Source organism: Terriglobales bacterium, from assembly GCA_035454605.1.
Taxonomy (GTDB): Bacteria; Acidobacteriota; Terriglobia; order Terriglobales; family Acidobacteriaceae; genus DATMAB01.
Genome location: DATIGQ010000153.1, coordinates 1 through 19,601 on the forward strand (window position 1 = coordinate 1; position 19,601 = coordinate 19,601).

Annotated in this window: 20 protein-coding genes and 1 tRNA gene; 15 read left to right on the top strand and 6 right to left on the bottom strand. The window is 63.5% G+C overall.

The features are described from left to right. The coding region (locus VLE48_10975) for a hypothetical protein (protein HSA93524.1) at nt 1–205 on the bottom strand (205 nt) is incomplete at its 3' end. Between the two features lie 609 nt (nt 206–814). Between VLE48_10975 and VLE48_10980 the strand changes: the two genes are divergently transcribed. The 9 genes from VLE48_10980 (at nt 815) to rplI (ending at nt 7,975) form a co-directional block, all read left to right on the top strand. Further along, on the top strand, nt 815–2,662 hold the full coding sequence (locus VLE48_10980) for a tetratricopeptide repeat protein (protein HSA93525.1): 1,848 nt from the start codon (nt 815–817) through the stop codon (nt 2,660–2,662). Nucleotides 2,663–2,721: 59 nt separating this feature from the next. Further along, nucleotides 2,722–3,741 (top strand): hypothetical protein, encoded by a 1,020-nt coding sequence (locus VLE48_10985; GenBank protein ID HSA93526.1) that lies wholly within the window; start codon nt 2,722–2,724, stop codon nt 3,739–3,741. A gap of 50 nt (nt 3,742–3,791) precedes the next feature. Continuing rightward, nucleotides 3,792–3,865 (top strand) — tRNA-Gln (locus tag VLE48_10990). Between the two features lie 193 nt (nt 3,866–4,058). Further along, complete coding sequence (locus tag VLE48_10995) at nt 4,059–5,087, top strand: ribose-phosphate pyrophosphokinase (protein ID HSA93527.1); 1,029 nt, start codon at nt 4,059–4,061, stop codon at nt 5,085–5,087. A gap of 43 nt (nt 5,088–5,130) precedes the next feature. Beyond that, nucleotides 5,131–5,859 (top strand): 50S ribosomal protein L25, encoded by a 729-nt coding sequence (locus VLE48_11000; GenBank protein HSA93528.1) that lies wholly within the window; start codon nt 5,131–5,133, stop codon nt 5,857–5,859. 20 nt (nt 5,860–5,879) lie between these two features. After that, entirely contained in the window at nt 5,880–6,461 is a 582-nt protein-coding gene (gene pth / locus VLE48_11005) for an aminoacyl-tRNA hydrolase (GenBank protein HSA93529.1), read from the top strand. Nucleotides 6,462–6,549: 88 nt separating this feature from the next. Further along, the gene (gene rpsF / locus VLE48_11010) at nt 6,550–6,945 is read left to right on the top strand and encodes a 30S ribosomal protein S6 (GenBank protein ID HSA93530.1); all 396 of its coding nucleotides are present in this window, start codon (nt 6,550–6,552) and stop codon (nt 6,943–6,945) included. A 92-nt stretch (nt 6,946–7,037) separates the two neighbouring features. Then, a complete protein-coding gene (gene rpsR / locus VLE48_11015) occupies nt 7,038–7,418 on the top strand; it encodes a 30S ribosomal protein S18 (protein HSA93531.1) in 381 nt (126 codons plus the stop codon). A gap of 107 nt (nt 7,419–7,525) precedes the next feature. Then, on the top strand, nt 7,526–7,975 hold the full coding sequence (gene rplI, locus VLE48_11020; protein HSA93532.1) for a 50S ribosomal protein L9: 450 nt from the start codon (nt 7,526–7,528) through the stop codon (nt 7,973–7,975). A 96-nt stretch (nt 7,976–8,071) separates the two neighbouring features. Here the strand turns inward: rplI and VLE48_11025 are convergent, their stop codons facing one another. The 3 genes from VLE48_11025 to VLE48_11035 all read right to left on the bottom strand — a co-directional run bounded on the left by VLE48_11025 (nt 8,072) and on the right by VLE48_11035 (nt 11,795). Beyond that, nucleotides 8,072–9,208 carry a hypothetical protein gene (locus tag VLE48_11025; GenBank protein ID HSA93533.1) on the bottom strand — a complete coding sequence of 379 codons (1,137 nt, stop codon included), beginning with the start codon at nt 9,206–9,208 and terminating at the stop codon, nt 8,072–8,074. 349 nt (nt 9,209–9,557) lie between these two features. Beyond that, nucleotides 9,558–11,294: a hypothetical protein gene (locus VLE48_11030; protein ID HSA93534.1), complete on the bottom strand. Its 1,737-nt coding sequence runs from the start codon at nt 11,292–11,294 to the stop codon at nt 9,558–9,560. A 78-nt stretch (nt 11,295–11,372) separates the two neighbouring features. Continuing rightward, entirely contained in the window at nt 11,373–11,795 is a 423-nt protein-coding gene (locus VLE48_11035) for a group I intron-associated PD-(D/E)XK endonuclease (GenBank protein ID HSA93535.1), read from the bottom strand. A 433-nt stretch (nt 11,796–12,228) separates the two neighbouring features. Between VLE48_11035 and VLE48_11040 the strand changes: the two genes are divergently transcribed. From VLE48_11040 to VLE48_11065, 6 genes are all read left to right on the top strand, one after another. Then, entirely contained in the window at nt 12,229–12,897 is a 669-nt protein-coding gene (locus tag VLE48_11040; protein HSA93536.1) for a sigma-70 family RNA polymerase sigma factor, read from the top strand. Between the two features lie 9 nt (nt 12,898–12,906). After that, complete coding sequence (locus VLE48_11045) at nt 12,907–13,833, top strand: HEAT repeat domain-containing protein (protein HSA93537.1); 927 nt, start codon at nt 12,907–12,909, stop codon at nt 13,831–13,833. Between the two features lie 92 nt (nt 13,834–13,925). Continuing rightward, entirely contained in the window at nt 13,926–15,155 is a 1,230-nt protein-coding gene (locus tag VLE48_11050; protein HSA93538.1) for a hypothetical protein, read from the top strand. A 25-nt stretch (nt 15,156–15,180) separates the two neighbouring features. Further along, complete coding sequence (locus VLE48_11055; GenBank protein HSA93539.1) at nt 15,181–16,332, top strand: PDZ domain-containing protein; 1,152 nt, start codon at nt 15,181–15,183, stop codon at nt 16,330–16,332. A 64-nt stretch (nt 16,333–16,396) separates the two neighbouring features. Further along, nucleotides 16,397–16,546 (top strand): hypothetical protein, encoded by a 150-nt coding sequence (locus VLE48_11060; protein HSA93540.1) that lies wholly within the window; start codon nt 16,397–16,399, stop codon nt 16,544–16,546. Between the two features lie 331 nt (nt 16,547–16,877). Next, complete coding sequence (locus VLE48_11065) at nt 16,878–17,282, top strand: hypothetical protein (protein HSA93541.1); 405 nt, start codon at nt 16,878–16,880, stop codon at nt 17,280–17,282. A 141-nt stretch (nt 17,283–17,423) separates the two neighbouring features. Here VLE48_11065 and fabF read toward each other — a convergent pair whose 3' ends face one another. After that, nucleotides 17,424–18,665, bottom strand: a complete 1,242-nt coding sequence (fabF, locus tag VLE48_11070; protein ID HSA93542.1) for a beta-ketoacyl-ACP synthase II — start codon at nt 18,663–18,665, stop codon at nt 17,424–17,426. 96 nt (nt 18,666–18,761) lie between these two features. After that, nucleotides 18,762–19,004, bottom strand: coding sequence for an acyl carrier protein (gene acpP, locus VLE48_11075; protein HSA93543.1), 243 nt, complete (start codon nt 19,002–19,004; stop codon nt 18,762–18,764). Nucleotides 19,005–19,601: the final 597 nt, after the last annotated feature.

Sequence of the window (19,601 nt, forward strand, 5' to 3'; positions counted from 1 at the left end):
ACTTGTAGGGAGATTCCCTCTCGGCCTCGGACCTCATCCAGAAGTCCTCCGCCGTTGAAACTCCACCCACCAGAGGGATGATTTCTCCGGTAATGGCCTCGGCATGATCCGAGGAGAGGTGCAAGCTCTCGCCTTTCATGCAGAACCCGTCCTTGCGAGTGCCGGCGTCCACATAGCCCCAGACGATTGCGCCCCTGGGCAGCACAAGAACGCCTTCCGCTCGAACCGGGTCTGTAACCCGCAACTCGACGCTTTCACCGGGACGATGCTCACGGCTGGAATAGGAACGCGTTAGGCGGAGGTGGATCGGCGTGCCTCGCGCGAGCGTCACGTACCGCCTCTGCCGCTCACGTTCCTCTCGTTGGGCAAGATTCGCCCGGTTTCCGGGGCAATCCATGCCCAGATTGCGGGCGAAATCGCAGAAGCCGCTTGGGCGTGGCGACTGTGTGGACGGTGCCCCGGGGAGTGTCTGGGCTTGGGCAGGCAGAAGCACGCCGCAAAGCAGTGCGAGCAGGGCCCCTAGCCATCGCTGTTTTCCGTAGGTCATCTCAGTCTCCTCACCAGCCTGGCTACGGTCGCCGTCGCCGGACTTGGGCCGACAGTAGGGTTGCTTCGCAGTTCGCGCAAGCGGTGAGGTGCGGCGGCCAGCCCTCTGCCGCTCTTTGCCGCACTCTGTCGGTTTTGGGCTCCGTCCGGAACACCCAGCCCTCTTGGCGGGCCACTCCCCAGGCCGCTTGGACGAGCCGTATCCCTTGGGGAAGGGCTGCGGAATTGGAGTAGAATCCCGCTGCCCTTTGCTCCCGGAGGGGGGACCATGGATTCTGGGGAGCCCATTCAACCGGACGTTCCGCCAACTCCTGCTTCCGGCGATCGCCTCGATTCCTGGAAGGAGATTGCTGCCTACCTGAAACGCGACGTCCGCACCGTCCAGCGCTGGGAGAAGAAGGAAGGGTTACCTGTACACCGGCATTTGCACGAGAAGCTGGGCGCGGTGTACGCGTTCCGCTCGGAGATCGATACTTGGTGGAGAGAACGCAGCCCCGTGCTGCAGGCTGAGGGGCACGATCAGGAAGTACCGCCGCACCCGGACGGAAAAGCCGCTACCGTTACCCGCTTCGGGCGGAGCGCCTGGTTGTCGCTGGCTTTGCTTGTCGTTGTCCTGTTGGCGGCAGCAGTCTGGCTGGCTCCTTCTGCTGTGCGCAGCCGGTTTCCTCGCTGGGCTGCGCGGGACCGGGAACCCATTCGTTCGCTCGCTGTGCTGCCTCTCGCCAATCTTTCCCGCAGTTCGGACGATGTGCCCTTCGTCGACGGCATCCATGAGGCCCTTATCACCGACTTGGCCAAGATGCGCAACGTCAAGGTGATCTCCCGCACCACCATGGAAACCTACAGGGACTCGCACAAGACCCTGCCCGAGATCGCCCGGGAGTTGAACGTCGATACCGTCGTCGAGGGGTCCGTGCTGCGCCATGGGAGCAAAGTCCGCATTACTGCCAAGCTCATCCGGGCCCGGGATGAGCAGTCCTTGTGGGCCGATGACTACGAGCGCGAGACCCTGGATTCACTGAGTCTGGTTGGAACCATGGCCCAGGGGATCGCCCAAGGCATCCAGGCCAATCTGACTCAGGAAGAACGTGCCCGGCTGGCAGGTCGTGGCCCAGCCAGTACCGAAGCCCTGGATGCCTACTTACAGGGCCGCTATCACCTCAACCAGCGGACCCTCCAAGAGGTCAAGCTCGGTGCCGACTACTTTGAGAAGGCCATCCGCATTGACCCGGCGTACGCGCCCGCCCATGCCGGTCTCGCGGATGCATACATTCTCCTGGGCGCCATTTCCTACGATTGGGTAGAACCCACCAAGGTGATTCCCAAAGCTGAGTACGAAGCCCGCAAGGCTTTGGAGCTCGATCCCTCCCTAGGCGAAGCCCACGTGTCCCTGGCCAACATCCAGCTTATCTATTACTGGGATTTCGCCTCCGCAGAGAGGGGCTTCCGTAAAGCGGAAGAACTCGATCCCAACAACGCCACCGCCCACCATTGGTATGCCCGCTTGCTGACCCAGTCCGGCCGCTGGGACCAGGCTCTCACCGAGCTTCAGCATGCTCTCCAATACGATCCCAAGTCGCTGCCCATCAACCTTGGTCTGGCCTGGTACTTCTACATGGCCCAGCGCTTCGACGAATCCATCACCCAGTGCAACCACGTCTTGGAACTCGACCCCACCTTCCTCCAGGCTCGCTTGGTGATGGCCATGGCTTACGACGGGAAAGGAATGTACGCCCAGGCTCTTGAGGCAGCACAATCCGATCCCCGTCTTCGTCAGAACCCCGCCGCTTTCGATCGCATTCCGGCGCTCCACATGGTGCTGGGGCGTACCTACGCCCATGCCGGCAGGGTCGCAGAAGCTAGGCACAAACTGGATCGGCTCAAGGCGCTGTCCCGTGAGCATTACGTTCCCGCCCTCTATCTCGCCATCCTGGCGGCTGCCCTGGGCGATAACAACGACGCCTTCCGCTATCTGGAGCAAGGCTATGCCGAACGTTCGGAAGGGCTCCTGTATGTGGGGGTCGAGCCGGGTTTCCGAGACCTGCGTCGCGATCCCCGCTTCGGCGACCTCTTGCGCCGCATCGGCCTGCCTTCCATCAGGCTGCAGCAGCGTTGATGGGCTGTTCGCCCCTCTGGGCTCTTCGTTGCTGACTGCTGGTTTAGAATCTCCTCCCCATGCCCGTCACCGTCCGTTCTTTCGCCAAGATCAACCTCGGGCTCTCCATCGGCCCGCGGCGGCCGGACGGCTTCCACGACCTGCGTACCGTCTACCAGACCATCGCCTTGCACGACCGCCTGCGCGTCGAGGTCGGCCGCGGCTCCGGCATCGAGATCGATTGCGCCGACCCGCGTGTCCCCGCCGGCCCCGCCAACACCTGCCACCGCGTCGCCGAGCTCGTGCTCGCCGCGCTGAAGACCCGCGCCCGCGTGCGCATCCACATCGAAAAACGCCTGCCAGTACAGGGAGGCCTGGGCGCAGCCTCTTCGAACGCGGTCGCTACCATGTTCGCCCTCGAGCGCACCCTGAAAAAGCGCCTCTCGCCCGCCGCCCGCCAGAGCATTGCCGCCGAAGTCGGCTCCGACCTGCCTCTATTCCTGATCGGCGGCACTATCCTCGGCGTGGGCCGTGGCGAAGAGGTCTATCCGCTCCCCGATCTTCTGCCGCTTCCTTGTGTGCTTGTCACTCCGCAGATTGCGGTCTCCACCCCCGCCGCCTTTGCCGCCTGGGACCGGCTCGAAGACCACGTTCCGCCCGCGGACCTGGTCGCGGATAGGCCCGGAAAACGCGCTCGAAATGCCAAATTGACGCCCCCCGCCGCCTCCGATAAAATCAGTCTGTCTGGTTACGCGCTGAGCGCGTGGCTGGCGGGTACCGCAACCGGTGTCCCGGGCCGTGTACGTGGCCGGGACCGGGCCGAGGCACTGCTTCTCGACCTTGTCCGTGCCGGGATCGCTAACGACTTCGAACGTGTCGTCTTTTCCGAGCATCCTGAACTGGGTGAGTTGAAGCGGCTCCTCGAGCGCCTGGGCGCGGGCTATGCCTCGCTTTCCGGCTCCGGTTCCGCGCTCTATGGCTTGTTCGCTCGTCGCGACAAGGCCCAGCGCGCCGCCGCCCGCCTGCGCAAACTGGGCGTGCCCGCGGTTGCGACCTTGACGCTCTCGCGCCGCGCTTACTGGCAGCGCCTGTGGGCTTGATTTTGGTTTGGATGTTCGACGGACAACGGGCATCCGGAAACTGGTTTTTCTGGGCGGTCGACTAATGGTAGGTCAGGTGCCTTTGGAGCACCTAGTCTTGGTTCGAATCCAAGCCGCCCAGCCAGAAGGGGAAGAGGGACGGCACGAGGGAGTAAGCAGCGAGCGGGACGGCAAAGGGAGTACTGGGCAGCAGCGGGGAAAGGAACGGCAAGGGCACGGGAGCGTAGTCAGCGGAGCGAAGGGTGGCCAGCGCGCGCGAGACGGCGAGAGCACGAGCAACTGAAACCCGGGTACGAAACACAGAACTGGGAACTGCCATGGCGACGACGGTAACGACGGCGACGGGGAAGAAGGAGCAGCGGCCGGGGGCGCAGCCCCGGCCGGAGCGCAAGCCACGGGTGCGGCGCGCGGACAAGTTCAAGGTGTTCTCGGGGACGGCCAATCCGGCCCTGGCGGACGAGGTCTGCACGCACCTGGGGATGCGGCGCGGCCAGGCCAACCTCACCCGCTTCTCGGACGGCGAAATCTACGTGCAAATCCTGGAGAACGTGCGGGGAGCGGACGTGTTCGTGGTGCAGCCCACCTGCGACCCGGTGAACTACAACCTGATGGAGCTGCTGATGATGATGGACGCGCTGCGGCGCGCCTCGGCGGGGCGCATCACGCCGGTGATCCCGTACTTCGGCTATGCGCGGCAGGACCGCAAGGACAAGCCGCGGGCGCCCATCTCGGCCAAGCTGGTGGCCGACCTTCTGACCACCGCGGGTGCGCACCGGGCGCTCATCGTGGACCTGCACGCGCCGCAGATCCAGGGTTTCTTCAACATCCCGGTGGACCATCTGTTCGCTTCCCCGGTGCTGGTGAGCCACTTCCGGGAGCTGAACCTGGCGGACCTGACGGTGGTCTCGCCGGACGCGGGCGGCGTGGAGCGGGCGCGCTTCTTCGCCAAGAAAATGGATTCGATGCTGGCCATCATCGACAAGCGGCGCACGGAGATGAACGTGGCCGAAGTGCTGCACGTCATCGGCGACGTCGAGGGCCGCACCTGCGTCATCCTGGACGACATCATCGACACCGCGGGCACGCTGGTGAACGCCTCGGAGGCGCTCTACGGCGCAGGAGCGAAGACGGTGTACGCCTGCGCCACCCATCCGGTGCTTTCCGGGCCGGCCATCGAGCGCATCGCCGCTTCGCGCCTGGAGCAAGTGGTGGTGACCAACACCATCCCGTTGAAGCCCGAGGCGCAGCGCTGTCCCAAGATCAAGGTGCTGTCCATCGCCGGACTGACGGCGCGCGCCATCCAGTCCATTCACGAGGAGACGTCGGTCAGCACGTTGTCGAGTTAGGAGTACCGAGTACCGAGTTGCGAATCGAGGACGCAGAGGAGATATGGCGAACGCAGAACTGGTAGTGGCAGAGCCGCGGGGGGAGAAAGCCCGCGGGACCAATGAAGCCCGGCGGTTGCGCCGGCAAGGCCGCATCCCGGGCGTGCTGTACGGGGCCCGCAAGGACAGCGTGGCGGTAAGTGTGAATCCCAAGCAGATCACGCACATCCTGCACTCCGAGTCGGGACACAACACCATTTTCGAGCTGGAAGTGGGCGGCGAGCGCACCCGGGCCATGATCGTGGACTGGCAGTACGAGCCGGTGCACGGAGCCCTGCTGCACGTGGACCTGAAGCGCATTGCGATGGACGAACGCCTGAAGGTGAAAGTGCCCATCCTGCTGCAGGGTGTTCCGGCGGGCGTGAAGACCGAGGGCGGCATCCTGGAGCAGGTGCTGCGCGAAGTGGAGCTCGAGTGCCTGCCGGCGGACATCCCCAGCCACATCGATGTGGACGTCACCGAGCTGATTCACGGCAAGGTGTTGCGGGTCAGCGACCTGCCGCACAGCGAGAAGCTGAAGTTCCTGACCGACGCCAACTACCCGGTGGCCCACATCGTGCACATCAAGGAAGAAGTGGCGCCCACGCCAGAGGCGGCGGCGGAAGCCGCGATCGCGGCGCCGACCGAGCCCGAACTCATCAAGAAGGGCAAGCAGGAGGTCGAGGGCGAAGGGGAGGCGGAGGCCGAGGCTCCCAAGGCGGAGAAGAAGGAGAAGAAGGAGAAGGAGAAGTAGGTGCGAGGGAAACCGGCCGCATGAAGCTGATCGTGGGGCTGGGCAACCCGGGCATCGAGTACCAGTTCACGCCGCACAACAGCGGGTTCCTGGCGGTGGACCGCATCGCCGAGCAGTGCGGGGCGCGGGTGAGCAATCGCCGCTGTCGTTCGCTCACGGCGAAGGCAAAGCTGGGAGGACACGAGGTCCTGCTGGCCAAGCCGGAAACGTACATGAACCTGAGCGGCATGGCGGTGGGCGAGCTGGTGCGGGAGTTCGAGGTCGATCCGGCCCAGGACCTGATCGTGCTCTACGACGAGCTGGACCTGCCGCTGGGGACGCTGCGCATCCGCCGGCGCGGCCGGTCGGCGGGGCACAACGGGGTGGAGTCGATCTTCGGGGCGCTGGACACGAATGAGTTCGTGCGCGTACGCATGGGCGTACACCCGGGGCACCCGGTCGGCGACGGCGCGCGGTATGTGACCTCGCCGTGGAAGAAAGCGCAGCTCCCGGCGGTGGACGAGATGCTGGACCGCGCCGCCGAGGCTACCCGGGTGATCGTGGAAGAAGGCCCGGAGCAGGCGATGAACCGGTTCAACCAGCGAGTAGCGAGTACCGAGTAGCGAGTGGCGAGGCAAGAGGTGGCAGGAGGCAGGACGCAAGGAGACAGTTTCGAGTTTCAGGTTTCCAGTTTCAAGAAGGGAAAAACGAATGCAACGTTTGTATGAAGTGATGTTCATCGTCAAGCCGGATGTGGCGGACGAAGAGGTGGAAAAGCTGATTCAGGGATTGGAGTCGAACGTTTCCGGGGCCGGCGGAGTCATCAAGAGCATTGACCGCCTGGGACGGCGACGCTTGGCGTACAACGTGCGCGGGACGCGCGAGGGGAACTACGTGCTGTTCACGCTGGAAGGGGCGGGCGAGACCATCCACGAGCTGGAGCGCCGCATGCGGGTGAGCGAGCCGGTGCTCAAGTTCCTGACCGTGCGCATCGACCAGGAACAGAAGCGGCTGGCCAAAGTGAAGGCCATCCGCGCGACCAAGGTGCGGCGCGCGGCGCAACCGGAGACGGAAGCGCCCGGCGAGCAAGCGGCGGTTAGTGTCTAGGTGGCAGGACGCAGGAGGCAGGAAGCCGGAAATTCTTAGGCTACTGCTTCCTAAATGGTAGCTAGAGGCTGGAAGCTCAACTGAGGAGAATCATGGCTGACGAAGAAGTTAAGAGTGGCAGTACTCCGGCGGCGGCAAACGGGGCAACCGAGACACCGGCGCCGGCACCCGCGCCGGCGCCGGCACCGGCGGCAGCGACGGGTCCAGGGCCGCGGCGTGGACCTGGAGGTCCACGGTCCGGCGGGCCGGGGGGGCGCAAGTTCTTCCGGCGCAAGAAGGTGTGCAAGTTCTGCGTGGAGAAAATCGACTCGATCGACTACAAGGACGTGCGCCTGCTGCAGCAGTTCGTAGGGGAGAGCGGCAAGATCGTCCCCCGGCGGGTCACCGGAGTGTGCTCGCCGCACCAGCGGCGGCTCACCAACGCCATCAAGCAGGCGCGCAACATCGCGTTCCTGCCCTTTGCGGTTCGATAACGAAACCGCTCTTGGCTGTTGGCCGTTGGCTTTTGGCCAAAGGCCCCGAAGGCAATCGGTCGTAGCCAAGAGCCAAGAGCTAAGACCCAAGAGCGAGGAGTTATTGCATGGACGTCATTCTGAAAGAAGATGTGGCCAAGCTGGGCCATCGCGGCGAGGTCGTGAAGGTGGCCGAGGGTTACGGCCGCAATTACCTGATCCCGCGGAAGCTGGCCATCGAGGCCACGAAGGCCAACCGGGCCGTGATCGCGCAGATGAAGCAGGCGGCGGAGCGGCGCTCGGCGCAGGAAAAGGCCGGGGCCACGGCCCTGGCCGGGCAACTGGAAGGCGCGCGCCTCACCTTCCAGCGCAAGGCGGGCGAGCAGGAGCATCTGTTCGGTTCGGTCACTTCGGTGGACATCGCCGAGGCGCTGGCCTCGCAGGGCTTCGAAGTCGACCGGCGCAAGATCCAGATCGACGAACCCATCAAGGCGCTGGGCGAGTTCGCGGTGAAGGTGAAGCTGCACCGCGACGTCGCCGCCACCATCAAAGTGGTGGTGGAGAAAGAAGCGGAATAGAACCCAGTTTCCAGTTTCCGGTTTCCAGCAAGAAACAACGGCCGGCGGGATGGCAAGTCCGCCGGCCGTGGTGTTTTTGGTGAGAGGGTTCGCTCCTCAATCGGGCTGGTGGATACGGTAGTCTTTGTAAAGATCGAGCCGATTGATAATTCCCTCAATGATCTGGGTGTAGGAGAAGTACTCATACAGATTCTCGTCGGAGAGTCCTTGTAGTGAGCTTCGTCGAGCCTCGCGAATCATCGGCAGGTCCTTCTCAGAGAGATTGGCAACAGCACTCTCAATGAACCGCTTCGCACCGGCGATACCCAGAAAGGGCGGAGCCTCTTCGATCTTGCGGGCCACGGCGGCGACTACTCCTTTACTGTCGGCCTTGCGACCAAGGTCCGGCTCCGGATGGCGTTTCTCGTATTCCTCCTGCCGGTCGAGTGCTTTGTGGAATTCTTCTTCGGTATGCGGAATAAGACGGATGTATTCGAGAACCTCCTCGCGGCTGAATTTCGGCGGTTGCTTCGGTGGCTCGTATCGCGAATAGGTCCGAAGTTGTCGGACCTGCTTTGCATAAGGTTCGGGCAACGCTTTCAAACCCTGGAACTGAGTCAGAGCTTTGAAGCCGGCTTCGGTCATGCTGAGTGCCAGCGTGAGCGCGGCAACGTCCCTGGTCTCCTTGTTCTCCGAATCGAGGGCACTCGTCAGATAACCATCCGCGCGTTCGGGTGTCATGCTCCCATAGAGGAAGACGGCTCCGAGACTCCTGTCCAAAGTGAGGGCATGTTGCGGCACGTAGGCCGTCACATTGGGGTGCTCGAGATAGCGGGATGCCAGGCGGCCGGTGTCAACATCGCTAAAGGAGAGCTGCAGGAGCAATCGAACGTATCCGGCTGGATCGATTTCATTGAGATCGGACTGGTAGACGGCTTCCTCGACAATGCGTCCGGACCGCTCAGACTGGTCTAAGCTGAAGAGCAACGAAGACCCATCAAAGAGAAAGAAAGGATCGCTCTTCTCCTCGGCCAGCAGGTCCTGCAAGCACGCTACACCATCTGGCATCTCCTTCTTGACCAGCTCCCAGAAGGAATCCATCGCCGCAGACTTCGCGTCCCTTGTCTTCTCGTCGACCTTACTTGGGCGAAAGCCGTAGGTCGCCTTCTGAGCTTCACGAATGGCAGTGCAAGAACCCTGGGCAAATACGCCTAGGGAGAAGAGGGCAATCGTCAAGAGGACGACTCGCTTCAAGGGCACCTCCCCATCAAGAAGACCGAGATTGTAGGCCGGGGACGCCATTCTTTCGCCCTCCGGGGCTTGGGATTTCAGGGGCCCAAATGACCCACGGCTGACGCCGTGTGCTCACATTCTAGCGCCCCTGCGGGGCTCGAGGTGGTTGCGTCAAGGCATGTTCCGACAGCGGGCTACCCTCCTTCCGCGCAGCTCGGTCGGGCGGGCTCGGAAGGGCAGCAGGAGACAGGCTTGAGGTCAGCAACAGCTAAGTCTCCCGGTAGCGTTCCAGAGGTAGCGGCTGATAGCCGTGGCGACTGACGCGCGGGCAGAGAAGCAAACTCGGTCGAGACGGAATGAGCGCCGACATCTACTTGAAGGCCTCGCATACGGGAAGGCCATCGGACATCGATGCTTTCGCCAGCAGCGGGCAGATCGCGTGGGCGTTGAAGTTGTTGGGATCGACCTCCAGGACGCGCCGGTAGCTCTTCAAAGCTTCTGTTTGCATCCCGGAGAGCCGCTGGGCGCGCCCCAGGTTGAGCCATACGTTCCAGATGTAAGGATGGATGTCCGCATTCAGACGACAGGTCTCGAGGGCGTCAGGCATGCGCTTCTGATCCATCAGCATCTGGCAAGCATTACGCAAGTCGATTTCAGGCGGCGGCCTCCACCAGTCGTAGCTGGCAAACCGCGCCTTGCGGTCTTCATAAGCCCTGCGGGCGGCGACGCCACCGTTGGCCAGAGCGATGACGGGGATGCTGCGCATTTCTTCGCCACGCAGGATGGGATCAAGCGCAGGATCGCGTCCCGCGGCGTAGTCCGCGAAGGAGAACGGAGCCGGCAGATCCACGGGGATGAACTCGGAAAGATCATTGGAAGCACTCAGTTGGTGGCGCAGAGTGGAAACATAAAGGTGCAGTCCAGTGCGGGAGTACTTGCGCGAGGTGGCGTCGCCGAAGCTGTTGAGCGCCGCTCCCGCCGGCTCGCCGATCAGAGTCGGTCGCGTGTGCTTCAGAAACGCACTCAGGGCCATGATGCCGGCGCTGAACGTCTTGCGGCCGGTCAAAATGTAGAGCTCCGTCCATGGCGGATGGTTCTGGCGGGTGACGAACTCGGCGATCATGTCGTTGACGACGCTGCCGTCTCCGCCAAAGTTGTAGCGCAAGTCGAGGATGAGGCGGCGCGGCTTGAGCTGGTCCACTTCCCGCAGCGCGGCTTGCAGGAAGGGGATGAGCTCGGTGTCGTCCAGTTGGTTCATCTGAACGTAGTAGGCGTGATGTTGCGGCATGGCCCGGGAGACGTAGGGACCCCCCAAGATGAAATGGGGGGGGCGGGATGTGTCCGCGGTTCGGAAGGTTACGGAAGGCAGGGCGCTGTATGCGCTGATCCAGTCGTCGGCCTTGCCGAAGGGCACGCCGAACATCTCGCGGCGGAATTGCCACTCGAAGGCGGCCTCGAAACCCTTGTAAGCAGGATCGTCCGTTCTTGTGGGAACCAGGTCGCGTTCCACGACCCTGCCGTCACGAAGCCTGAACTTGATTTTCAGTTGGCCGCCGGGGTCTGTGTAACCAAGACCCTTCATCAGGGCCGCGCTGTGGAGGGCGTACAGCTTCTCCTTGCGGTGGAAGACATTGTCGGCGCCCATTAGCTTGCGTGCCTCGGCGACAACCTCACTTGCAGGGTGGCCGGCAATCTCCAGGACTTGCGCCCCTGCCAGGTCGGATACGGACTTGTGGGCGCTGGTGACGAAGAAGCCGTCGGTGAATTCGTAGATGCGGATGGGGTACCAGAACGCGAAGGCTGAACTGTCCGGTTCGAGCTGCGTGTGGCCATCACCCAGCGATGCGACCAGGCGCATGGCGGCGGCCACGCGTTGCTCTTCGGTCAATGAAGGCACGGCATTCTTCAGTGCCTCGGCCTGACGAAGGAAAGTCAGTTCGCCCACCTTGGTGAACGGGTTGGGGTGGAACACGCGGATGTCGCGAACAATCTCATCGATATCCTGCCGCCAGTCGGAAATGCCAGGTTCCGTAGCCGGGGCAGTCTGCGACCCCGCTGGAGGAACAAGGAAAAAGAGCAAGGCGGTGACGGAAACAGCTCTGATCATGAGTCCCCCCAGATGTTCCTAGGGTTAGGACGTGGCGCGTGGAGCTATGTGAGCCGAGCCAAGTCGATTGTGGCGGGCTCAACCCAGCAGCAACCGCCAGGCTTCGCGGTAGCGTTCGAGGCGGCGGGGGCGGGAGCCGGGGCGGCCGTTGCGCGGACAGAGACGCAAGGACTTGCGTGGCGTGAAGGCGCGGACGGGGAGCAAGTACCAGGCGTCCTCGGGGATGATGTAGGCGGCCAGGAAGTCGATCTCGTGGGCCGAGTATGGCGACTTGAGGCGGCCGCCGCGAGCGGTAGAGAGGCGGTAGGAGCCGAGGTCGAAGCGGGTGACACTTTTCACCTGCACGCGGAAGATGCAACGGCCGTTATCCACCAGGAAGTCGTAGGGGATGTTGTCCCCGTACGGTTTGGAAACGGCCAGGCCCAGGGTGAGGGCCTTGAGCAGGAACCGGACTTCGACCTCCTCTCCCTGAGCTTTGGCGGGGGAGGAGTAGAGGGGCATGGGTTGTATTTCTCTAGTTACATATATCAATTTACAATTATAGCAAATTGCTTGGGCACCGCCTGGCGATGGAGCAGGGTTAGTTCCTTTACTTTCAATGGCTTGGGACTCGAGATAAGAAAAGACTTGACAGCACCTTGGGACCCACAGCCGCTGAGGATGGGAATAGCGATTCCTCGATGCGCGCTTCGGTGCGGCCGTCCGCCCGAGGCGAACAGACCTCCCTCGCGCTCGCTCGGAAATGACAAGGGACAAGGCCCCGACGACATTCAGGCCGCTGGGAAATTGGCCTTTTCGTCCCAGCAAGCCCTTGATTCTTGCGGGCCTGCGGGCTCGCGGCTTGCTCACAATCCTTTCACGGGCTCGTCCAATGACATGGAGTGAGATTTGTAGGGCATACTGGAGTCGCCCCAGGACCCTGCAGGAGCAGCCGATGCCGGCCGAAGCCGCTAGCTTGATCCCGGCGGTGGGCGGTGGTCCCGGAAGCAGACCTCTTCAGGGACAGATGGTCACCCAAAGTCTGAGTCGCGTGGACGACAGCGTTCTGATACGCGAGGCTCAGCGCGGGAACCGCGCCGCCTTCGAGGAACTGGTCCGCCAGTACGACCAGGCGGTGCTGCGCCTGGCGCTGAACCTCACGCGCTCGGAGCAGGACGCCCAGGACATTTACCAGGAAGCGTTCCTGAAGGCGTACCGCAACGTGGGCAGCTTCCGGTTCGAATGCTCTTTTTACACCTGGATCTACCGCATTGTGGTGAACCTGTGCCTGGACCACCTGCGCAAGAAGAACGTGCGCAAGGAAAGCGCCAACGTGGCGGTGGACAAGGAAGGCGAGGAATTCAGCCTGCTGGACCAGGTGGCGGACCAGCGGGCGGGAGCCAACCCGGAGCGCGACCTGATGCGGCGCGAGCTGGGGAAGAAGATTGCGGGCGCGCTGGAGAGACTGACGCCGCGGGAGCGCATGGTGTTCGAGCTGAAGCACTATCACGGGCTGAAGCTGAGGACCATCGGCGAGATGCTGGAAACCACCGAGGACACGGCCAAGAACACGCTGTTCCGGGCCACGCAGAAACTGCGGGCCTCGCTGGCGGAGATGCGTTAGGAGTTTGCCATGAACTGTGAATACGTGAAGAACGGACTGATCGAGTACGTGTACGACGAGATGGCCGACGACGCGCGGCATGAGCTGGAGCAGCACGTGGAGCGCTGCACGAGTTGCGCGGCCGAGCTGCAAGCGACCCGGGAATTCCGCGCCGGCCTGGCGGCGCGACCGCGCCTGGAGCCCACGCCGAACCTGCTGGCCTCCTCGCGGATGCGGCTGCAGGAATCGCTGGAGTCGGTGACGCAGGCCGCGGCCTGGCGGTGGGTGCTGGATCCGGGGGCGTGGCTGCGGCAGATCCGCTACTCTCCCGCGCTGGCGGCGGGCATCCTGATGGTGGGTTTCGCGGCCGGCATCATGACCACCTATGGCGTGCTCAACCAGAACGGCCATCCCGCGATCGGCCCGACTTCCGAACCCGCGCAGGCGACCATCGCCGGCATCCGCTCCATCAATCGCGACCCGCGTTCCAACCTGGTCGAGATCCAGTACGACCAGGTGCAGAGGGAATCGGCGCAGGGTTCGCTGGACGATCCGCGCATCCAGGAACTACTGCTGTTCGCGGCCCGCAGCCAGACCAACTCCGGCGTGCGGCTGGATTCGGTGAACCTGCTGACCCAGAACCCCGAGGACAACCGCGTGCGTGAGTCCCTGATGTATTCGCTGCGTTACGACAAGAACCCCGGCGTACGGCTGAAGGCGCTGGAAGGCCTGCGGCCGTACGTGGCGGAAGACCTGCGCGTGCGCGACGCCATTCTGGAAGCGCTGCTGAACGATCCCAACCCCGGGGTGCGCACGGAAGCCATCCAGATCCTGCAGCCGGTGAAGGGTGACGGCAGCGTGCGGATGGCACTGGAACAACTGGCCCAGAAGGACGAGAACAAGTACATCCGCAATGAATCGCGGAGAGTTTTGGCGACTCTGCCGGAGATCGACTAGCGAGTGAGAACGACGAGGGCATCGTTAGCCCGCGTTTGCGCCCGAAGAGCAGGGCGCAAACATGGGGTACCAGGAGAAAGGAAGAGGGCATTTTGAAGAAGTCGGTTCAAGTCGCAATTGTCATGTTGGCATCGGCGGTGGCGGGGAGCGCCTGGGCACAGACGCTCCACACCGACGTTGGGAGCGGCAACATCGACAGCCGCATTTACAAGGACGGGGACAAGTGGGTGGAGGAGATGACCGGCTCGCTGCCCGGAGCGCGCAACCTGAAAGTGGTGACCGACATGGGGTCGGTCACGGTGGTGGGAGCCAACCAGCCGAACGTCACCTTCGTGATCAGGAAGCGTACCCATAAGGGCGGGGAACAAACGGCGCGCAAACTGTTCCAGGCATTCGCCATCAACGTGGTGCGCAAAGCGGATACCGTGTATGTGGAGGGCGAGTGGCAGGGTCCGCAGAAGATGCGTTCTGTCTCCACAGACTTCACGCTGACGGTGCCGCGCGAGCTGACCATCGGCAAAGTAGAGACCTCGGGCGGGAGCGTGGATATGCGCAACCTGGCCGGGCAGGCGTTCGCGGCGACGGCGGGGGGATCCATCACGCTGGACCAGATCGGCGGGGCGGTGCGCGCGGAGACCTCGGGCGGATCGATCGACGTGGGCGCGGTGGGCGGTGACGCCGGCCTGAGCACCAGCGGGGGCAGCATCGCGGCGCGCGACATCAAAGGCCGCCTGCTGGCAGAGACTGCGGGGGGCTCCATCGAAGTGGGCACGGTGGGCAATGGGGCGGTGCTCAACACCGCTGGCGGCAGCATCCAGGTATCGAGATGCGACAAGGACCTGCACGCGGAAACCGCGGGCGGCTCCATTCAGGTGGGCAAGGTGAATGGCGGCGTGGTGCTGGTGACCGCAGGAGGCGGCATCCATCTGGAGTCGGCGACCGGGCCGGTGCGGGCGGAGACTGCCGGAGGCGGCCTGAAGCTGCTCAACCTGACGCAGGGAGTGCGCGCTGAGACCGCCGGCGGACCCATCTTTGCCGAGTTTCTGGGACGTGGCAAGTTCACGGATTCGCACCTGGAGACGCAGGCCGGGGACATCATCGTGTACCTTGCGCCGGCCATGGGCGTGACGGTGCGCGGCGTGGTGGACCTGGGCGACGGTCACTGGGTGAAGTCCGACTTTTCCGAGCTCCGAGTCACCACCGAGGGTGGGAACTGGGGGCCGAAGCAGATTTTTGTAGAAGGCAGCATCAACGGAGGTGGGCCGGTGCTGAAACTGCATACCACCAACGGGAATATCGAAATCCGCCGCGGGAAGAAGTAGGCGGAGAAGGAACAAGGAGAACTTCATGCGTACCTGGATGATGAGAGCGATGGCGGTGGTCCTGCTGGTGCCGTCGATGGCGGCGGCGAGACAGGCCGGGGTGATGATCTACGGCGAGGGCGATCCGTCGCAGCCCGCGGTGTGGGCCGTCGGCGGAGACGACGAGAGCATGGTGATGCTGGGAGGGCGCAAGGCCTACCTGGGCGTGGATGTCGCCGATGTCACCGCGGACCGCATGTCCGCGCTGAAGCTGAAGGAAGAGCGGGGCGTGGAAGTACGTTTGGTGGACCAGGATGCGCCGGCAGGCAAGTCGGGACTGAAGGTCGGCGACGTGATCCTCGACTTCAACGGGCAGCGGGTGGAGAGCGCTGAGGCGCTGCGGCGGATGATCCATGAGACGCCTCCGGGCCGGAGCGTGAAGCTGGGCATCAGCCGCGAAGGCCAGCCCATGACGCTGACCGCGACCCTCGGCGACCGCAGCAAGATGTACGCCAAGAAGTACAAGATGGTCATGCCCAAGATGCCGAAGGTGCCGGCGATGGAAGTGATGGTGCGCACCTCGGTGGCGCGCAACGGCCTAGTGGTGGAAAACCTGACCAACCAGCTGGGTGACTTCTTCGGCGTCAAGGACGGCGCCGGCGTGCTAGTGCGCTCAGTGGAGAAAGGCAGCCCGGCGGAGGCGTCGGGCTTCCGGGCGGGCGACGTGATCGTCAGCGTGGGCAGCGAGAAGATCGCGGATACGGGCGATTGGCGGAGCGCGATGCGCCGGCAAAAGAGCGGCGCGCTGTCGGTAGGCATCATCCGCGAAAAGAAGACGCAGACCCTCACCCTGAATCTGCCGGAGAGGAGGGGCAACGACGACTCCTCCATGCTGCGCTTCGACCTGCCGGAGTTCGACCTGGACTTCGACATGGATGACTTCCGGCAGGACATGGACGAGCTACGGCTGGAAATGGAAAAGATCAAGCCGGAAGTCGAGCGCGTCCGGCGCGAGGCGAGAACGCAGGCGGCCCAGGCCCGGGAGCAGGCGGTCCAGGTGCTGCGGCTGAGCCGGGCGGACGTGCAGCGCTCCATGGAGCAGGCGAAGCGGGAAATGCGTCGACAGATCGAAGAACAACGCCGGGTGATCGAGCAGCAGAAACGGGAGCTGAAGCGGCAGATGTCTGAAATCCTGTGATCGCAGCGCATCAAGAGGCGCGGCCGGTTCGCCGGCCGCGTTTTTCCTGGAATGGGGAAATGCGATGAGAGCGATGGTTGCCATCCTGCTGATGATTCCTTCAACTCGGGCGGCGAGCGCAACGCCGTGCGAGCCGGCGGCAGCAGACGTAGCTGCGGTCCGCAGCGTTATCACGCAGCACATGTGGGACGATCCGGCACCGCGGCTGGATTGACGAGTTCCCGCTTGGCAATCGTTATTGTCCGCACAACTCGGCCCGCGCGGGTTTGCATCTATATAACCCGCGGGGCATCCCTCTTCGAGTTTCTTGGGGCAGGGGCACCGCCGGGGATACGCACCCTCATGCCGGCACCTACATAACCCTAGACATTGTGTACCGCCGGAAGAACGATGCGTGGCGGATTTCTGGTTCCGTTGGAAATTCGTTAACCCGCGGCTACCCGGAGTGACACTGGTTCGCACCGAACCAGGGTTCGCGGTTGTTTCATGCAGTCAACATCATCAAGCTCGGATAACCACATCATTACATCGCAGAAGGAGGAAACGTGACCAAGCATCATCTTCGCTACGCATTCATCGTATGCACACTGGTCCTATCGGTGGCCGTGACGCTGGCGGCCCAGCAGGGTACGGCACCGTCTGACAAGCCGGCGGCGAAGCCGACGCAAGCCAAGGCGACGTCCCCGGCTCCGGAGGAAAAGACGCTGGTCGGCTGCCTGGCCGGACCGGATGCCAGCGGCGCGTACACGCTGACCAATCCTGCAGGCAACAAACCAGTCCAACTCGTTTCCGCCACGGACCTCAAGGACCACGTCGGGCACCAGATAAAGGTGTCTGGCCAGTGGGAGGCAGCGGCTGCGGCCGGAGGCAAGGCGGAAAAGAAGTGGAAGGCGGACAAGGTGGAAATGATGTCAACGACCTGCCCGACCGAAAAGAGCCCAAAGAAGTAGTCACACTCAAAAACAACGGGCGCAGCTTTCGGGCTGCGCCGTTTTCTTTGTGGAAGCGGAATCAGGAGGGGAAGTTCATGCGGCGCAAGAGGTCCTGGATCCCCTCCGGTCCAATCTGCGCTTCCAGTCGGTGGGGTGAGCCTATTCTTCCCAGCGGCGGAAGATAAGGGAGCCGTTGGTGCCGCCGAAGCCGAAGGAGTTGGAAAGGGCGAACTGGAGTGAGGCCTTGCGGGCGTGGTTGGGCACGTAGTCGAGGTCGCACTCGGGGTCGGGCGCGTCGAGGTTGATGGTGGGGGGCAGCATCTGGTCGCGCAGGGCGAGCACGGTGATGCCGGCCTCCAGGCCGCCGGCGCCGCCCAGCAGGTGTCCGGTCATGGACTTGGTGGAACTCACGGCTACTTTCTTCGCGTGGTCGCCGAAGGTGCGTTTGATGGCGATGGTCTCCAGGCGGTCGCCGATGGGCGTCGAGGTGCCGTGGGCGTTGATGTAGCCGATGTCACTCGGTTGGAGCTTGGCGTCGTGGAGGGCGGCGGTCATGACGCGGTAGGCGCCGTCGCCATCTTCGGAAGGCTGGGTGATGTGATAGGCGTCGCCGCTCATGCCGTAGCCCACGACTTCCGCGAGAATCCTTGCGCCGCGGCTGCGAGCGAACTCGAGCTCTTCCAGGATGAGGATGCCGGCGCCTTCGCCGACGATGAAGCCGTCACGTCCCGAATCCCAGGGACGGCTGGCTTTCTCCGGCTCGTCGTTGCGGGTGGAGAGGGCGCGCATGGCGGCGAACCCGCCCACGCCCATGGGAGTGATGGCGGCTTCGGTGCCGCCGGCGATCATGACGTCGGCATCGCAGTGGGAGATGATGCGGAATGCGTCGCCGATGGAGTGGGCGCTGGAGGTGCAGGCGGTGCAGGTGGCTTCGTTGGGCCCCTTGGCGCGGTAGCGAATGCTGACCTGGCCGGCGGCCAGGTTGACGATGGCCGAGGGGATGAAAAAGGGCGAGATCTTGCGCGGGCCGCCCTTGAGCAAGTTCTCGTGCTCGCGCTCGATGACGTCGAACCCACCGATGCCCGAGCCGATGTGCACGCCCACGCGGGGACCGATTTCGGGCGTGACCTGGAGGCCGGATTGCTTCATGGCCTCGTCGGAGGCGGCGATGGCCAGGTGAATGAAGCGAGCCATCTTCTTGATTTCTTTTTTCTCGATGAAGGCGAGCGGGTCGAAGCCCTTCACTTCGGCGGCGATCTTGCAGGCAAAATCGGAGGCGTCGAAGTGAGTGATGCGGGCAACGCCGCTCTTGCCGGCGAGCAGGTTCTTCCAGGTTTCTTCCGCAGTGTTGCCGACGGCGGAAATCAATCCGACGCCAGTGACGACGACTCGACGGCTCAAAGTAGGAGGATCCTCCACTCACCCTGAATCAGCCGTCCGGTGCCAGTCGGGGAATGGCCGGAGGGCATGCGAGGCCCGGACGCCTCGCCCACGCGGTTACTTTGCCTTGGCGCTCTTGCCGATGTAGTCGATGGCGTCCTTGACGGTGCGGATCTTCTCCGCGTCCTCGTCGGGGATCTCGATGTCGAAGGCTTCCTCGAACGCCATGACCAGCTCGACGGTATCCAGCGAGTCGGCGCCCAGGTCGTCCACAAAGGACGCGTTGGGAGTCACTTCGCCCTCGTCCACACCCAACTGCTCCACGATAATCTGCTTGACCTTTTCGTCTACGGCCGCCATGAGGGAGCCCCTCCTCGCAAGATTCCGCAAAACCAGTAGTGTAATGGGCGGGCGCGAAAGGTGTAAAGGGAGGGCCGAGTCTAACCACAGAGGGCACAGAGAAAAGCTCTAACCACAAAGGGCACGAAGGGAACACAAAGGAGGCTCAGGGCAGGCTCCGGGAGCACAAATGGAAGGTCAATCAAAATCACGCCTAAGTCCGCGCTGCACCATGGATGGTTGCCGGCTATAGGGGTCCCTCGACTTCGCCGGGTTCGTCCGCCGAGGCGTACGAACCGGGCTGCGCTCGGGATGACAGAGCAAGATCACTCTCGAATAAGAGTCTGGAGCCGCAGCGGCTAAAGCCGCAGTTCCTGGAACTTGCGCTGCGGCACGGCTGAAGGCGTGCCCTGATACGAACCTCAGCGCGCGCACACTCCTCCCACGGGACGCTACTTGTTCATATAGGCGTCGCGCAGGGCGGTCTGGCGGCTGGTGAGAGGGACCTCGCGGCCAGCGATGAAGAGGCGCTTGACGTCGGTGCGGACATCGAGCGGGTCGCCATCGGCGACGACGATGTTGGCGGTCTTGCCGGCATCGAGCGAGCCCAACTGAGCG

What these genes read in the sequence shown, in the direction of transcription:
- VLE48_10980 (HSA93525.1), top strand. Translation starts at nt 815, where the DNA reads ATGGATTCTGGGGAGCCCATTCAACCGGACGTTCCGCCAACTCCTGCT.
- VLE48_10985 (HSA93526.1), top strand. Translation starts at nt 2,722, where the DNA reads ATGCCCGTCACCGTCCGTTCTTTCGCCAAGATCAACCTCGGGCTCTCC.
- VLE48_10995 (HSA93527.1), top strand. Translation starts at nt 4,059, where the DNA reads ATGGCGACGACGGTAACGACGGCGACGGGGAAGAAGGAGCAGCGGCCG.
- VLE48_11000 (HSA93528.1), top strand. Translation starts at nt 5,131, where the DNA reads ATGGCGAACGCAGAACTGGTAGTGGCAGAGCCGCGGGGGGAGAAAGCC.
- pth (HSA93529.1), top strand. Translation starts at nt 5,880, where the DNA reads ATGAAGCTGATCGTGGGGCTGGGCAACCCGGGCATCGAGTACCAGTTC.
- rpsF (HSA93530.1), top strand. Translation starts at nt 6,550, where the DNA reads ATGCAACGTTTGTATGAAGTGATGTTCATCGTCAAGCCGGATGTGGCG.
- rpsR (HSA93531.1), top strand. Translation starts at nt 7,038, where the DNA reads ATGGCTGACGAAGAAGTTAAGAGTGGCAGTACTCCGGCGGCGGCAAAC.
- rplI (HSA93532.1), top strand. Translation starts at nt 7,526, where the DNA reads ATGGACGTCATTCTGAAAGAAGATGTGGCCAAGCTGGGCCATCGCGGC.
- VLE48_11030 (HSA93534.1), bottom strand. Translation starts at nt 11,294, where the DNA reads ATGATCAGAGCTGTTTCCGTCACCGCCTTGCTCTTTTTCCTTGTTCCT.
- VLE48_11035 (HSA93535.1), bottom strand. Translation starts at nt 11,795, where the DNA reads ATGCCCCTCTACTCCTCCCCCGCCAAAGCTCAGGGAGAGGAGGTCGAA.
- VLE48_11040 (HSA93536.1), top strand. Translation starts at nt 12,229, where the DNA reads ATGCCGGCCGAAGCCGCTAGCTTGATCCCGGCGGTGGGCGGTGGTCCC.
- VLE48_11045 (HSA93537.1), top strand. Translation starts at nt 12,907, where the DNA reads ATGAACTGTGAATACGTGAAGAACGGACTGATCGAGTACGTGTACGAC.
- VLE48_11055 (HSA93539.1), top strand. Translation starts at nt 15,181, where the DNA reads ATGCGTACCTGGATGATGAGAGCGATGGCGGTGGTCCTGCTGGTGCCG.
- VLE48_11060 (HSA93540.1), top strand. Translation starts at nt 16,397, where the DNA reads ATGAGAGCGATGGTTGCCATCCTGCTGATGATTCCTTCAACTCGGGCG.
- acpP (HSA93543.1), bottom strand. Translation starts at nt 19,004, where the DNA reads ATGGCGGCCGTAGACGAAAAGGTCAAGCAGATTATCGTGGAGCAGTTG.